Genomic DNA, 13,230 nt, shown 5'->3' with positions numbered 1-13,230 from the left:
GGGGCGAAATGGCTCAGAAGGTCATTGGTCTGATCGGCGGATTTGAGCTGGGAGAGCTCGGCGGAATATTACCGCATCATCAATGAGCGGGTGCGCACACTACGTGGCGGGCTGCATTCGGCTCGCATGCTGATGTGGTCGTTCGATTTCGCCGAGATCGAGGCGCTGCAGGGCAGCGGACGCTGGGCCCGGAAACGAGGTTGTAGAATCTGCGCGTTGCCTCCGAAAATCGATGCCGGACTTTGGGCTCTGCGTTTAGGCGCGCGGGACGAGGGCTTCGATGGCCTTCATCGCCATATCGAGGCCATGCTCGGCGCCGATCGCCTGGCCCATTGCAGTCGCCGTCTGGCGCATACCAGGTGCATCTGTGGCGGTGAATGCTGCTGCGAGCGCCGCAACGGTCAGCGATTCCCGGTCCAGTGGGGCGGGCCCCGCGCCGAGGTCAGCGACGCGGCGGCTCCAGAATGGCTGGTCGCCGAAAAACGGGCAGATGATCGTTGGCAATCCGGCGCGTAGCGAAGCAGCGGTTGTGCCGGCACCACCGTGGTGCAAGGCTGCGCTCATCTGAGGCAGCAGCCGGTCATGCGGCGCCGCGGTCATGACATGGACATGCGCCGGGGGTGAGGGCACCTCGAGAGCGCCGCCGCCGAGCGCCAGAACGCCGCGCTTGCCGGTGCGGGCCAACGCCTCGATGACATCGGCCGCCAGCTTGCCGGGGGCGAGACCGGGCATGCTGCCGAAGCCGACATAGATGGGCTTGTCGCCAGCGGCAAGGAATGCCCTGAGATCGGTCGGCAACCGCCAGTCGTCCTCGTCGAGAAACCAGTATCCGGTGACAAGGACATCGCCGCCCCAATCGGTCGGCCTGGGGACGACGGCCGGACTGTAAGCGTAGAGCGTGACAGTCGGCGCGCCGGGCCGATGGCCGGACGGCATGCCGAGCGACTGCGCGCGCCAACGCGCGAGTTCCTTCCGAAACAGCAGACCCGGGCCGCGCGTTGCCAGCAGATGGCTGAGGCGGTTGAGCGGGCCCAGGTTGGCGAAAGGCAGGAGCGGGCTTGGAAACGCGGCCGTCGGCGTGAAGCCGGGCAGTGGCGAGGCGAGAACCGCCGGTCGGCCTAGTCGCGCGGCAATGTCTGGAGAGGCGATCGACTTGGGGTGATGAATGATGACATCGGGACCGAAACGGCCGATTGCCGCCCATTCGGCATCGAGCAGGCGGCGCATCAGTGGGCGGACATGCTTGAGCAGCTTCAGCCCGGCGCCGAATCCCCGACTTCCAGCAATCGCCGCCTTGCCCTCAGGCGTGTCCAGCAACGCCAGGAACTCCCCCGGCAAAGGCCAGAAGTCGATGCCGTGGCGGGTGACCATCGATTCGAACTGCTCGGGCGCCGCGAGTTGGACCTCGTGGCCACGCCGCAAGAGGCCGCGAGCCAATGCAACATAGGGCTGGACGTCACCCCGCGTGCCAAGCGTCTGGATGGCGATGCGCATGGCGGCTCCCCTGTGCGGACTGACCAGTAGTCAGTTATACTGACTGGCGGTCACTAGCAAGAGGCGATAAGGTGGGAGCATGCGGCATAGGCGGTGAGTAGAGGTGAGATGCCCCGGATTGTCAGGCATCCTGAAGTAAGACGGGCGGAACTGCTTGCGGCGGCGGCTCGGCTGTTCGGCGCGCGCGGCTATGAGGCGGCATCGGTCGACGACATCATTGGCGACGTCGGGCTGTCGAAGGGTGCGTTCTATTACTACTTCCCTTCGAAGGACGCGTTGCTGGAGGCGTTGGCACGTCAGGCCGCTGAGCGCGCCCGGGCCGAACTCGAGGCGATTCTGGCAACGCCTGCCATGAGCGCAGTCGAGCAACTCAACGCCTTCTTGCGCCGCGGCCGCGACACCGACAGGGCGGCCGAGGCGATTGCCACCTTCGCCAGCATCTTCTTGCCTGAAAATATCGTGCTCTACCACCGCATGCACCGAACGGTGATGGCCGTGATGGCGCCCGCGCTGGCGCGCATCATCGAAAAGGGCCGGCGCGAAGGCAGCATGGCAAGCAACGATCCTCTGATCTCGGCCGAACTGGTGCTGCTGCTCGGCGCGGTAACTCATGGCGCCGTGGCCGACCTGCTCGCGGCCGAAGGCGCCGATGCCTTGAGCCAGGCGATCGCCGCCTTCGAGCGCCGACTGGCCGAGCAGGGATTGGCCGTCGACCGCATTCTCGGCCTGCCGGACGGCACGGCACGGTTCGTGGAGCCGGGGTTCGTCGCGGCGATGGCGGCAGCCAGGCCGAACCGGAACCCGCTTGGCGCGACCGTTGCCGCAGGCTAGTGCTTGGGGTTGGGATTCGTCACCCAGGAGCCTGGGATATGCCACAGAAGGTTATTGGTCTTATCGGCGGGTTGAGCTGGGAAAGCTCGGCCGAATACTACCGGATCATCAACGAGCAGGTACGCGCACGGCTGGGCGGGCTGCATTCGGCTCGCATGCTGATGTGGTCGTTCGACTTCGCCGAGATCGAGGCGTTGCAGAGCAGCGACCGTTGGCAGGAGGCGACGCTGGAGATGATCGGCGCCGCGCGACGGCTGGAGCGCGGCGGGGCCGACTTTGTCGTCATCTGCTCCAACACCATGCATCGCATGGCGTCAGAGGTGCAGGCGGCAATCGGCATTCCGCTGTTGCACATCGCCGACCCGACCGCCGAACGCATCCGCGCCGCAGGACTTGGCCGCGTTGGTCTCCTAGGCACTGCCTTCACCATGGAGCAGGACTTCTACAAGGGCAGGCTTGCCGAGCTACATGGACTCGAGGTGCTGGTGCCTGAGGCCGAGGACCGGGCGGTGGTGCATCGCATCATCTATGACGAGCTGGTGCAGGGTCGCGTCGAGGCACGCTCGCGCCAGGCCTATCGCGAGGTGATCGCGCGGCTCGTCGCGCGCGGGGCAGAGGCCGTGATCCTCGGCTGCACCGAGATCATGCTGCTGGTCGGGTCGGAAGACAGCGCCGTGCCTTTGTTCGACACCACTGGCATCCACGCCGAAGCGATGGTGGAGCGGGCGCTGGGCTGAAGTCTGGTCGAGTAACGGCCGGCGCGCTTCTTCTCGCCCGAAGCGACGGGTGAGGCTGCGCGCCGAGGCCCGTCCTGCATGGCAATTGACAAAGGCGCGCCAGCCGGGGCAGGATTTCAGGGCTGCGTAGGGCGCATCGGCGAAGGCCGAAAGGGCAATGCCCGCCTACTGTCAGACCAAGTCCAACAGTTGCGCCCATGCCGAACCTCGAAAACCTCAAGAAGCAGGCCAAGCAATATCTGCGCTGGTATCGCGAAGGCTATCATCCCGTCGCCGCCGAGATCAGGGCGGCGTTGCCGCGCTTCCAGCATCTCGACGACAGCGAGGTGATGCAGGCTGCCTTCAAGCTCGCCGATGCGCAGGAGCTTGTCGCACGACAGCAAGGTTTTGAAAGCTGGCAGGCGCTCAAATCAGAAGCCCCTGTGATGAATGACCAAAAAACGCGGACCACACGTCCAAGCCTGACCGCGACCGCAGCGCAGCTGTTCGTCGCCGATATCACGGCATCATGCGATTTCTTTACCGGCAAACTCGGCTTTTCGGTCGACTTCGTCTATGGCGAGCCGCCTTTCTACGGGCAGGTTGTCAGGGACAGGGCGCAACTGGCGCTCAGGCTGGTGTGTGAGCCGGTGTTTGCAGGTGACATCCGCCAACGCGAGCACCTGCTATCCGCCTCGATCACCGTCGATACGGCCAGCGAGATCAAGCAGTTGTTCCTCGACTTCCAGGCGGCGGGCGTGGTCTTTCACCAGACGCTGCGCAAGGAACCGTGGGGCGCCAGGAACTTCATCGTGCTCGATCCCGACGGCAATCTGATCCTGTTTGCCGGCCCCGCGGATTAGGCGGGCCAACCGGGCCGATCGCCCCAAATCACGGCAATCTGAACGGCGGATATGCACAAATGCCGCCGCGACATGTATCGTATGGGACCAGCCTCTTAGAGTTCTTTGCCGCAAAACTTTTGTTGGTGTCCGTGCGGACGCCAGAACAGGGAGGAACAGGATATGGCTTCAGTTTCGATACATCCGGTGCTCGACGGCGGGGTCAAACCCGGCAGTGCCGCCTTTACCGGCGGCACGCTCGTCTGCGCCTGCGCCGACAAACCGGTCAAGGTGGCGATCAAAGGGCAGATTGCCCACAACCATGCCTGCGGCTGCACCAAGTGCTGGAAGCCGGAAGGGGCTAGGTTCTCGGTCGTGGCGGTTACTGCGCATGAGAATGTGACAGTGCTGGAGAATGGCGACAAGCTCGCCGTCGTCGATCCGTCGGCACTGATCCAGCGCCACGCCTGCAAGGGCTGCGGTGTGCACATGTATGGCCCGGTGGAGCGCGACCATGCCTTCAAGGGCCTCGCCTTCATCCATCCCGAGCGCTTCCAGGAAGCGGGCTGGGCCGAACCGGGCTTCGCCGCCTTCGTGTCGTCGATCATCGAGGCGGGGGTCGACCCCTCCGAAATGGACGGCGTGCGCGGCCGGCTGAGGGAACTCGGGCTCGAGCCCTATGACTGCCTGTCGCCTGGTCTGATGGACTACATCGCCACCTGGACGGCGAAGAAGTCCGGTGTGCTCAAGGCCTGAGCCGTTGCGCCAGGGCGGCACGGATCCGTGCCGCACTTCTCGCCAATGCTGTCTTTAGCTCGGCAAGTAGAGCTCCCGAACCAGTTCGTGATTGCAGAGCGCTTGCGGACGGTATGGCTTCATCTCGTCGTACTGAAGCACCTGGGGCAATGCAAAGCGTTCGAGAACCATTGGGTGAAGTGGAGCGCCGGGATTGATGTCTCGGCAGAAAGCGGATGCGTATCTGAACACGCCTGCGCGTCATTTCTCATGTTGCCGGCCAGCCGGATCCGGAAACAGATGCAGTGAGTCAAGACACAGACGCTCAAGGCGTTCGATGCCGCGGACATGAACAAGATCCTGGCAAAGATGGCCTGATTTTCATTCCCGTCGCGGGGCGGGAGCCTTCGATTTCCAGCCTCTTCCGGCTTCTGCCCGGCGCGGGAGCGTTTCCGCTTTTCGTCGAACCGCGGAAATCTCCCCGTCTTCCTGTTCTTGCGCAATTCCGGACGGAGAAGCGCTGCACAGTTTTCCTGTGATTGCGCTAGTTCAACGGGTCGTAATCGGGGATGTGCCCGAAGCTGTAGCCGCGCTGCCTGAGCCCCTGGATGAGGGCGGTGAGATTGGCGGTGCCGTTGAAGGTGTCCTGGATCTCGTCATGCATCAACAGGATCAGCCTGTTCGGCCTGACGAAGCGGACCTTGCCTGTGAACATGTGGTCGATCTCGCTGACGAGCCTGGTGACGCTTTGCACCGGCTTGCCGGTGCCGTCATGGACCCATTCGTGATCCCAACCATAGAGCCAGAAGCCGGTGGCGGCGACGAACTCGTAGTCCGGTTCCTCGATGCCGATCTCGATGCGGTCGATCGAAAGGTCGTTGGTCGAGATGTTGGGCAGGCGAAAGACGTTGCGGCCGGGGAGCCGGGCATGGGTCGGCACGTCCAACCCGAGGGCCGCATTGGCCCGCACCATGTCGGCGACGACACCTTCGGTGTCGGCATAGAACTTGCGGTACCGGTTGAAGGCGTGGCTGTAGCTGTGGTTGCCCAAGGTGACCAGGGGCATGCTTTTGGCGCGGGCGACAAGCGCCTTGCTCTCCGGACTGGACTTGGCGTGCAAGCCGACCATGAACATGGTGGCGGGCACGTTTTCCGCCTGCAGCACATCGAGGATGTTGCCGGTGCCGTCGAGCGGGCCGTCGTCGAAGGTGAGATAGATGGTGCGGTCCGCCGCCTGTACCGGCGAGCAGGCCAGGACAAGGGCGGCCAACAACCAGAGGATGGTCATGCCCGGAGCGCCATGCCTTTTGCCTGCTGCTTTCAGCATCGTTCTGCCTGTGACTCGCAACCTCTCACCGGCGCCATCGGTACCCTGTGATTACAGGGCGTGCAAAGGTGGGGTCTGGACCTACTGAATTCAGCGGTGCGGTGGCCGGCTGCGTGCTAGATGTCGCGGCAAGTTTGCCGGGGCCGGACATTGAACCATCAGGGCATGACGCAGCAGCCTGACATCGCCGATTTCATCGTCGCGAACATGCATGTCGTGGCGGTGCCTTCGGTTCCCGAAATCAGGCTCTATTCCGCGCATCCGGGCAGCGGGCTGTGGCGGCTCGCGTCCGATGACGCCGGCGACGATGCGCCGCCGCCCTACTGGGCCTATCAATGGGCCGGCGGGCTGGTTCTGGCGCGACATTTTCTGGAGCGACCCGAGACAGTGAGGGGGCGGCGCGTGCTCGACCTTGGCGCCGGTTCGGGGTTGGTCGGCATCGCCGCTGGTATGGCGGGGGCAAGTTCCGTGCTCGCGGCCGAGGTGGACCGCAATGGCGTGGCCGCGATCGGGCTCAATGCGGCGCTGAACGGTGTCGACATCATTGCCATCAGCGGTGATGTGACCGGCGGCCGGGTGCCCGAGGTGGATATCGTTGCGGTCGGCGACCTGTTCTACGACGCCGAACTGGGTGCGCGGGTGACCGCCTTTCTCGACCGCTGCGTCGACGCAGGCATCGAGGCGCTCGTCGGTGACCCCGGCCGGGCCCACCTTCCGCATGCACGGCTTCGACTGGTTGCCGAACATGCGGTGGCTGATGTCGGCACCGGCCAAGCGGCCACGACTAAGCCGAGTGCGGTGTTTTCGTTCGGCTGAGGTCGCAGCCGATTCGACAGTCAGGATGCAGGGTCATTTGCCGAAGCTCCTGAGCATGCGGATCGTCAGGACCGTGGTCAGCACCGAGAGCGGAAATTGGGCGAGACCTGAAATCTCGAAGAACAGGTCCTTGGGCATTTCGTAGGGCGGGGTCGGGAAGATGGCGTGGAAGGCCGCTTTGCCGAAGCCGAAATAGACGATGTTCTTGAAGACATGATTGTAGCCGCCCTCGACATAACCGACCAGCACGATGGGGACGACGAAAACGACGGCTGCCGCCGCCCAGGTGAGCAGGCGTGCAGAGCGCTCCGTGTTGGCAAACCAACCAGCATACAGCAGGGCAGCGATGATGATTGCCGCAGGCGCGACGAAAAGCAGGACATGCAGGCGCCAGGGCGTGCCAAAGATTACGGCGCCATAAGCGTGGTGCAGCGAGGTCAGCGCGAGCAGCAGCAAGGCGCTCGCGGCGACGCGCAGATGGGTGTTGACCGAGATGGCGGGCGTCGAAGCGGCTGTCATGGAATTGTCTCCTGTTGACGAAAGGCGCATCGGCTATCACGATACCGGACACGGTGTTCGGAAATTGCCGGACAGTGGGTGGGCCAAAGTCCGGAAACGGACCGCTGGCTGGGAACGTCCGGAAAATCGGAGACTAAAATGGCCATCGACCGGCGGGTGGTCCGCACGCGCACGGCACTCTATGACGCGCTGGTGGCGCTGATCCGCGCCAAGGATTATGAAGCGATCACCGTCGATGACATTCTCGACGAAGCCAATGTCGGGCGCTCGACCTTCTATGCCCATTTCACCTCGAAGGACGACCTGTTGCAGCGCAGCCTGGAGAGGCTGCGTGACCTGCTCGTCGGGGTCCGTCAGGGGGCACTGGACGGCGTCGAGGGCGGCTGGGATCCAGCGCGGGCGCTGTTCGAGCATGTCGGCGAATATGCCGACGTCCAGGCCGCTCTGGCCGGCGGCCATGGCGGGGCCGTGCTGCGCGAGGCGGTGGACAAGGTGCTGGCCGATGTGCTGCGCCAGACGATGGGTGCCGGCCCCGCCGGCGGGCTGCCGCGCGAACTGGTGATCCAGCACATGGTGGCGACCTTCAACACGACCTTGCGCTGGTGGCGGGAACACCGACCTGCCATGGCACCCGCCGAGGCCGACGCGCTATTCCGGCAGTTGCTCTTGCGCGGACTGCCAGCCGATGTCGCCACGCCGTTCATCGGTGCGGACGAACGGGTGGTAAAGTCGCTTTCCGGTGCTTGACTCCTTCTCTATTATGGGAATATTTCTCATATATGGAATGTTCTCTCGCTGATGAGACTGGCATTGACCGGCGCATTGCCCAGCGGCTGCGCTCGCTCCGGGCCGGGCGCGGTTGGCCGCTGGATGAGCTGGCGCGGCGCAGCACTGTCAGCCGGGCAACCCTGTCGCGGCTGGAAAACGCCGAGGTCAGCCCGACGGCGAGCGTGCTCGGCAAGCTCTGCGCTGCTTACGGGCTGACAATGTCGCGGCTGATGCACATGGTGGAAGGCGAGTTCGCGCCGCTCGTGCGGCGTGAGGCGCAAACGGTTTGGTCGGACCCGGAGGTCGGTTTTCGCCGCCGCTCGATCTCGCCGCCGGCGCAGATGCTGGCCGGCGAGGCGCTGGAATGCACTCTCGATGCGGCCGTCACGATCACCTATGACGCGCCGCCGCGGCCGGGGCTCGAGCATCATCTGGTGCTGGTCGAGGGGCAGCTCACGGTGACTGTCGACGGCCGGGCGCATGAGCTCAGGCCCGGCGACTGCCTGAGATACCAGCTGTTCGGTCCGAGCGCCTTCGCCACACCGGCGGAGACGGGCGCCAGGTATTTTCTGTTTGTCGTGTGAGGTTTCATGAGCGTGGCCATTTCGACATTTTCGGCCGAGGACATTTCGCATCATCTCGGCGAGCTCGGCGCGCTGCTGCATGCCTGTGTGCATGACGGGGCAAGCATCGGCTTCGTTTTGCCATACGCCCAGAGCGAGGCCGAGGCGTTCTGGCGCGACAAGGTGCTGCCGGGCGTGGGCGCCGGGATGCGCATCATGCTGGTGGCGCACAAGGACGGGCGCATCGCCGGCACCGTGCAACTGGGCTGCGATACCATGCCCAACCAGCCGCACCGCGCCGACGTCAACAAGCTGATGGTGCATCCCGACCTCCGCCGCCAGGGCATCGCGCGGTTGCTGATGCGGGAAGTGGAGGGGCGGGCGCGGGAATTGGGGCGCAGCCTGCTGACGCTCGACACGCGCACCGGCGACAGTGCGGAGCCGCTCTACACGGCCCTGGGCTACCAGATGGTGGGAACAATCCCTGCCTATGCCCGCGATCCCTTCGGTAGCGACCGGCTTGATGCGACGACTGTGATGTACAAGCTGCTGTAGCAAGGAATCCGGAGGGCCTGATGCTGCCGGAATAGGCAGGCTTCTGACGGCGCGGGTCGAAAGGTCCGGTAGGCGCGGGCTCGGAAACCGATTCCGGAAATACGGCTAAATCCCTGGCTGCCATATTCTTTCTTCGCATCCCTCGTTCCCGAGGGCATAAATGATCGGCGAGACTGACGTTGAGTCGGTCTCGGCACGCAAGCCGATCCGCCGGGGACGCATATGGGCGAGGACCTTCACAACATCTGGCTCAATGATGCGCTGGTGTTCCTGTTTGCGGCGGGTGTGCTGGTGCCGCTGATGCGGGTGGCGTGCATTCCGAGCGTGCTCGGCTTCCTGCTTGCCGGCCTGGCGCTTGGGCCGTTCGGCATGGGCGCGCTGGCCGAAAGCTGGCCGGTGCTCAGCCATTTCACCTTTGCCGATCCCGAGGCGGCGAAGCCGTTTGCCGAACTCGGCGTGCTGTTCCTGCTGTTTTTGCTCGGGCTCGAACTGTCCTTCGAGAAGCTGTGGTCGCTCCGGCGCCTGGTGGTCGGCGCGGGCGGGCTGCAGGCGCTTGCGAGCGTTGCCGGCATCACCGCCATTGCTGCGTGGTTCGGAGCCGAAAGCCGCGTCGCACTGGCGATCGGTCTTGCCCTGGCGCTGTCGTCGACGGCTATCGTCATGCAGACGCTGACCGAGCAGAAGCGCGTCGCCGGTCCCGTGGGGCGGGCGGCGCTCGCGGTGCTGCTGTTCCAGGACATGCTGGTGGCGCCGATCCTGATCCTCATCGGCTTTCTCGGGCAGGGGCCTGACGCCAACCTGCTGCCGGCGCTGCTGGAGGCGCTGATCCAGGGCGGCATCGCCGTCGTCATCATCCTGCTGTTCGGGCGCTTCGTGCTCAAGGACGCGTTCCGACTGGCGGCGCGCGCCGGCGGCCGCGATTTCCTGATGGGGCTGACGCTGCTGGTCATCGTCGGCGGCGCGGTGTTCACGGCGGCTGCCGGCCTGTCCTTGGCTCTCGGCGCTTTCATGGCCGGGCTGCTGCTCGGCGAAACCGAGTTCAAGCACCAGGCCGAGGTCGACCTCGAACCCTTCAAGGGGCTGCTGCTCGGCCTGTTCTTCATGACTGTCGGCATCGGTCTCGACCTTGCGATGGTGTGGAGCGAGTTGCCGATCGTGCTGGCCGGGCTGGTGGCGCTGCTGGTGGTCAAGGCGGCCATCGTTACCTTTGCCTGCCGCGCCTTCGGGCTGGAGCGGGGACGGGCTGTGGAGACCGGCTTCCTGCTCGCGCCGGCAAGCGAGTTCGCTTTCGTGGTTGTTACGACGGCGGCGGCAGCCAATGTGCTGGACGCGCCAACGGCGACGCTGGTGACGGGCATTGCCGGTCTGTCGATGCTGGTGACGCCGCTGGTGGCGATGATCGGCCGGCGGATCGCCGCGCGGATCGATGCGAGGCAGCCGGTGGAGGTTTCGACCGAGACCTATCCTGACCTCCGGGGGCATGTCGTCATCGCCGGTTTCGGGCGGGTCGGGCGCACCATCGCCCGCATCCTCGATGCCGAGGACACCGACATCGTCGCGCTCGAGCGCAATCCCGAGATCGTGGCGCGCGAGCGCAAGGCGGGCCGTAAGATCTATCTCGGTGACGCCGCGCGCCCCGAAATCCTGGCCCATGCCGGTGCCGCGGGCGCGAGCCTGTTCATCGTCACCGTCGACGACGCCAGGGACGCGGCGGCGATGGTCAATGCTGTCCGGCAGATGCGCGGCGATGCGCCCGTGCTCGCCCGGGCCCAGGATGCCGCCCATGCGCGCCAGCTCTACGAGGCGGGCGCGGAATTCGTTATTCCCGACGCCGTCGAGGCGGGTTTGCAGCTGGCGGGACGGGCGCTTCTGGAGTTCGGCTACTCCAATGAAGTGCTGAAGGACCGCATCGCGACCGAGCGCAGCGTCGAATACCAGCGCGCCGGGGCGGAGTAGTCATCTGCTCGAAGATTGATTCAGTTGGGCGGCGTAAGTGACGAAGTCAGAACGTTTTTCGCTCCCGCTGGCCGTCGCTCGCGGCGAAGGGGCAGCCGCGAGGCCGTGTCAGTAGGCTGCATTTTTTGCGGTGCAGTGGATTGACGCGAGATGAATTACGTTTTACGACTGACGAAATTCGAAAATCGTCAGTCGTAAAATCGAGCGACCCGAAATGAACGATGTAGCCGAAAGCCCCGTGGATCTGGCGCGACAGGAGACTGTCGGGCGCATTCTCGATTCAGCCGAGCGGCTGTTCCGGCACTACGGCTACACCAAGACCAATGTCGCCGACATCGCCCGCGACCTCGGCATGTCGCCGGCGAATATCTATCGTTTCTTCGCCTCAAAGGTGGAAATCCACCAGGCGATCTGCGGCCGCATGCTCGGCGCCGTCTATCAGATGGCCTGCCAGATCCTGCGTGCCGAAGGCAGTGCCACCGAGCGCCTGCGCAGTTTCATCTATGCCCAGCACAACCTGACCGTCGAGACGATGCTCGACCAGGAGAAAGTGCATGAGATGGTGATCGTGGCGTTGGAGCGCGACTGGCACGTCATCGAAAAGCATATCGACCGACTGCATGATCTGATGGCTGAAGTCATCGCCCAGGGCATCGCCGCCGGCGAATTTGCCGAGCAGGATCCGCGGATCGCCGCGCGCTGCTTCGGTGCCGCAACAGCTACTTTGTGCCATCCGCAGATGGTCTCGCAGTGCGTCAACAAGCCCAATCGGGCGACGTTCGAGGAACTTACTGATTACGCTCTCAGGGCGCTGAAGAAATAGCCGGGGCCCTCGGGCCGACATCCAGATCAATAGACAACCAGGAGTGCGAACGATGATTTCGTTCAAGACCTTCAATGCGAACCTGCGTCCTCTTGCCAGCCTGGCTCTGGTGTCGCTGCTTGGCGTTGGCCTTTCCGCCTGTTCCGAAGCCAAGACCGAGACGGTCGAAGCGATCCGCCCGGTCAAGGTGGTCGAGATCGCCAGCATGGGCACGACCCGTGAGCTCGACTATTCCGGCTCGGTGAAGGCGCGCACCGAGATGAATCTCGGCTTCCGCGTCGCCGGCAAGATCACCGAACGGGTGGTCAATATCGGCGACAAGGTGAAGACGGGAGACCTGCTCGCTCGCATCGACGCGACCGACTACCAACTGGGTGTCAGCACGGCGGAAGCCAATCTGCACGCGGCGGAAAAGCAGGTCGAGACGGCCCGCCTGGCCGACGAACGCGCGACCCAGCTTTATGCCAAGAAGTTCGCCTCCGAAGCGCAGCGCGAGCAGGCGGCACTTGCCTACAGGCAGGCGTCGTCGCAGCGCGACGCTGCTGCCTCGTCGCTGAAGCAGGCGAGAAACCAGGTCGGTTATGCTGAGCTGCGCGCCGACCAGAACGGCATCGTCACCTCGGTCAGCGCCGATACCGGTCAGGTGGTCGGGGCCGGAACGCCTGTCGTCGCGGTCGCCGTCGATGGCGACAAGGAAGTGCAGATCGCCGTGCCCGAGCTGGAGATTGCCCAGTTCCAGCAGGGCAAGCCGGTCAAGGTGAGCTTCTGGTCCGACGCCGGGCTGGTGCTCGACGGCAAGGTGCGCGAGGTCGCTGGCAGCGCCGACCCGCAATCCAGGACGTTTTCGGTGCGCGTCAGCCTGCCCGACGACAACAGGGTGCTTTTGGGCATGAGCGCGACGATCGAGGCGTCGGTCGAGAACGGCAAGGCGTTCGTCGCGATCCCGCTCAGCGCGCTCGCCAAGCAGGGCGACAAGGACATCGTCTGGGTGGTCAATGGCGAACAGGTACATGCCCGCGACATCAAAGTGGCGGGCTTCGCCGACGCCGGCGTCCAGGTTGCCGACGGCCTGAAGCCGGGTGACTTGGTGGTGGCGGCCGGTACGCAGTTCATGGCCGAGAATCTGAGGGTCAAGGTGCCGACAGCAGAGCAGCGTGCGGCATCGAACGAAGCCACTGCGGCCGTCCGCTAAGACAGCATGAGGCGGCGGCCGAGGGCCGCCGCGAACGCCATTCACATTTGAACCTGCGCATCTGCTGTGCCGGATACCGGCCGCGTGCGCCTT

Annotated in this window: 14 protein-coding genes; 11 read left to right on the top strand and 3 right to left on the bottom strand. The window is 64.6% G+C overall.

The window, feature by feature from the left end:
* Nucleotides 1–255: 255 nt before the first annotated feature.
* On the bottom strand, nt 256–1,494 hold the full coding sequence (locus tag HNQ95_RS01575; protein WP_154384777.1) for a glycosyltransferase: 1,239 nt from the start codon (nt 1,492–1,494) through the stop codon (nt 256–258).
* Nucleotides 1,495–1,602: 108 nt separating this feature from the next.
* Here HNQ95_RS01575 and HNQ95_RS01570 point away from each other — a divergent pair, with 108 nt between their 5' ends.
* The 4 genes from HNQ95_RS01570 (at nt 1,603) to gfa (ending at nt 4,639) form a co-directional block, all read left to right on the top strand.
* On the top strand, nt 1,603–2,325 hold the full coding sequence (locus tag HNQ95_RS01570; RefSeq protein ID WP_182573315.1) for a TetR/AcrR family transcriptional regulator: 723 nt from the start codon (nt 1,603–1,605) through the stop codon (nt 2,323–2,325).
* Nucleotides 2,326–2,363: 38 nt separating this feature from the next.
* Nucleotides 2,364–3,062: an aspartate/glutamate racemase family protein gene (locus tag HNQ95_RS01565; RefSeq protein ID WP_154384779.1), complete on the top strand. Its 699-nt coding sequence runs from the start codon at nt 2,364–2,366 to the stop codon at nt 3,060–3,062.
* A 197-nt stretch (nt 3,063–3,259) separates the two neighbouring features.
* Nucleotides 3,260–3,904: a VOC family protein gene (locus tag HNQ95_RS01560; RefSeq protein WP_154384780.1), complete on the top strand. Its 645-nt coding sequence runs from the start codon at nt 3,260–3,262 to the stop codon at nt 3,902–3,904.
* A gap of 162 nt (nt 3,905–4,066) precedes the next feature.
* Nucleotides 4,067–4,639, top strand: coding sequence for an S-(hydroxymethyl)glutathione synthase (gene gfa, locus HNQ95_RS01555; protein ID WP_154384781.1), 573 nt, complete (start codon nt 4,067–4,069; stop codon nt 4,637–4,639).
* 523 nt (nt 4,640–5,162) lie between these two features.
* Here the strand turns inward: gfa and HNQ95_RS01550 are convergent.
* On the bottom strand, nt 5,163–5,906 hold the full coding sequence (locus HNQ95_RS01550) for a polysaccharide deacetylase family protein (protein WP_154384782.1): 744 nt from the start codon (nt 5,904–5,906) through the stop codon (nt 5,163–5,165).
* A gap of 204 nt (nt 5,907–6,110) precedes the next feature.
* Between HNQ95_RS01550 and HNQ95_RS01545 the strand changes: the two genes are divergently transcribed.
* The gene (locus HNQ95_RS01545) at nt 6,111–6,761 is read left to right on the top strand and encodes a class I SAM-dependent methyltransferase (RefSeq protein WP_246719218.1); all 651 of its coding nucleotides are present in this window, start codon (nt 6,111–6,113) and stop codon (nt 6,759–6,761) included.
* 33 nt (nt 6,762–6,794) lie between these two features.
* Here HNQ95_RS01545 and HNQ95_RS01540 read toward each other — a convergent pair whose 3' ends face one another.
* Complete coding sequence (locus HNQ95_RS01540; RefSeq protein ID WP_154384783.1) at nt 6,795–7,280, bottom strand: hypothetical protein; 486 nt, start codon at nt 7,278–7,280, stop codon at nt 6,795–6,797.
* Nucleotides 7,281–7,418: 138 nt separating this feature from the next.
* Between HNQ95_RS01540 and HNQ95_RS01535 the strand changes: the two genes are divergently transcribed.
* The 6 genes from HNQ95_RS01535 to HNQ95_RS01510 all read left to right on the top strand — a co-directional run bounded on the left by HNQ95_RS01535 (nt 7,419) and on the right by HNQ95_RS01510 (nt 13,137).
* Nucleotides 7,419–8,027: a TetR/AcrR family transcriptional regulator gene (locus HNQ95_RS01535; protein WP_154384784.1), complete on the top strand. Its 609-nt coding sequence runs from the start codon at nt 7,419–7,421 to the stop codon at nt 8,025–8,027.
* Between the two features lie 32 nt (nt 8,028–8,059).
* Nucleotides 8,060–8,632, top strand: a complete 573-nt coding sequence (locus HNQ95_RS01530; protein WP_154384785.1) for a helix-turn-helix domain-containing protein — start codon at nt 8,060–8,062, stop codon at nt 8,630–8,632.
* Nucleotides 8,633–8,638: 6 nt separating this feature from the next.
* Nucleotides 8,639–9,166: a GNAT family N-acetyltransferase gene (locus HNQ95_RS01525; RefSeq protein ID WP_154384786.1), complete on the top strand. Its 528-nt coding sequence runs from the start codon at nt 8,639–8,641 to the stop codon at nt 9,164–9,166.
* Between the two features lie 222 nt (nt 9,167–9,388).
* Nucleotides 9,389–11,122, top strand: a complete 1,734-nt coding sequence (locus HNQ95_RS01520) for a cation:proton antiporter domain-containing protein (protein ID WP_154384787.1) — start codon at nt 9,389–9,391, stop codon at nt 11,120–11,122.
* 214 nt (nt 11,123–11,336) lie between these two features.
* The gene (locus HNQ95_RS01515; RefSeq protein WP_067959534.1) at nt 11,337–11,945 is read left to right on the top strand and encodes a TetR/AcrR family transcriptional regulator; all 609 of its coding nucleotides are present in this window, start codon (nt 11,337–11,339) and stop codon (nt 11,943–11,945) included.
* A 52-nt stretch (nt 11,946–11,997) separates the two neighbouring features.
* Nucleotides 11,998–13,137, top strand: coding sequence for an efflux RND transporter periplasmic adaptor subunit (locus HNQ95_RS01510; RefSeq protein ID WP_067959538.1), 1,140 nt, complete (start codon nt 11,998–12,000; stop codon nt 13,135–13,137).
* The last annotated feature ends 93 nt before the right edge of the window (nt 13,138–13,230 follow it).

This window comes from Aminobacter ciceronei (assembly GCF_014138625.1).
GTDB lineage: Bacteria > Pseudomonadota > Alphaproteobacteria > Rhizobiales > Rhizobiaceae > Aminobacter > Aminobacter ciceronei.
This window is presented reverse-complemented; position numbering and strand designations above follow the sequence as displayed.

Bases quoted from the DNA above. Each gene is read 5' to 3' on its own strand.
- HNQ95_RS01575 (WP_154384777.1), bottom strand. From the start codon at position 1,494: ATGCGCATCGCCATCCAGACGCTTGGCACGCGGGGTGACGTCCAGCCC.
- HNQ95_RS01570 (WP_182573315.1), top strand. From the start codon at position 1,603: ATGCCCCGGATTGTCAGGCATCCTGAAGTAAGACGGGCGGAACTGCTT.
- HNQ95_RS01565 (WP_154384779.1), top strand. From the start codon at position 2,364: ATGCCACAGAAGGTTATTGGTCTTATCGGCGGGTTGAGCTGGGAAAGC.
- HNQ95_RS01560 (WP_154384780.1), top strand. From the start codon at position 3,260: ATGCCGAACCTCGAAAACCTCAAGAAGCAGGCCAAGCAATATCTGCGC.
- gfa (WP_154384781.1), top strand. From the start codon at position 4,067: ATGGCTTCAGTTTCGATACATCCGGTGCTCGACGGCGGGGTCAAACCC.
- HNQ95_RS01550 (WP_154384782.1), bottom strand. From the start codon at position 5,906: ATGACCATCCTCTGGTTGTTGGCCGCCCTTGTCCTGGCCTGCTCGCCG.
- HNQ95_RS01545 (WP_246719218.1), top strand. From the start codon at position 6,111: ATGACGCAGCAGCCTGACATCGCCGATTTCATCGTCGCGAACATGCAT.
- HNQ95_RS01540 (WP_154384783.1), bottom strand. From the start codon at position 7,280: ATGACAGCCGCTTCGACGCCCGCCATCTCGGTCAACACCCATCTGCGC.
- HNQ95_RS01535 (WP_154384784.1), top strand. From the start codon at position 7,419: ATGGCCATCGACCGGCGGGTGGTCCGCACGCGCACGGCACTCTATGAC.
- HNQ95_RS01530 (WP_154384785.1), top strand. From the start codon at position 8,060: ATGGAATGTTCTCTCGCTGATGAGACTGGCATTGACCGGCGCATTGCC.
- HNQ95_RS01525 (WP_154384786.1), top strand. From the start codon at position 8,639: ATGAGCGTGGCCATTTCGACATTTTCGGCCGAGGACATTTCGCATCAT.
- HNQ95_RS01520 (WP_154384787.1), top strand. From the start codon at position 9,389: ATGGGCGAGGACCTTCACAACATCTGGCTCAATGATGCGCTGGTGTTC.
- HNQ95_RS01515 (WP_067959534.1), top strand. From the start codon at position 11,337: ATGAACGATGTAGCCGAAAGCCCCGTGGATCTGGCGCGACAGGAGACT.
- HNQ95_RS01510 (WP_067959538.1), top strand. From the start codon at position 11,998: ATGATTTCGTTCAAGACCTTCAATGCGAACCTGCGTCCTCTTGCCAGC.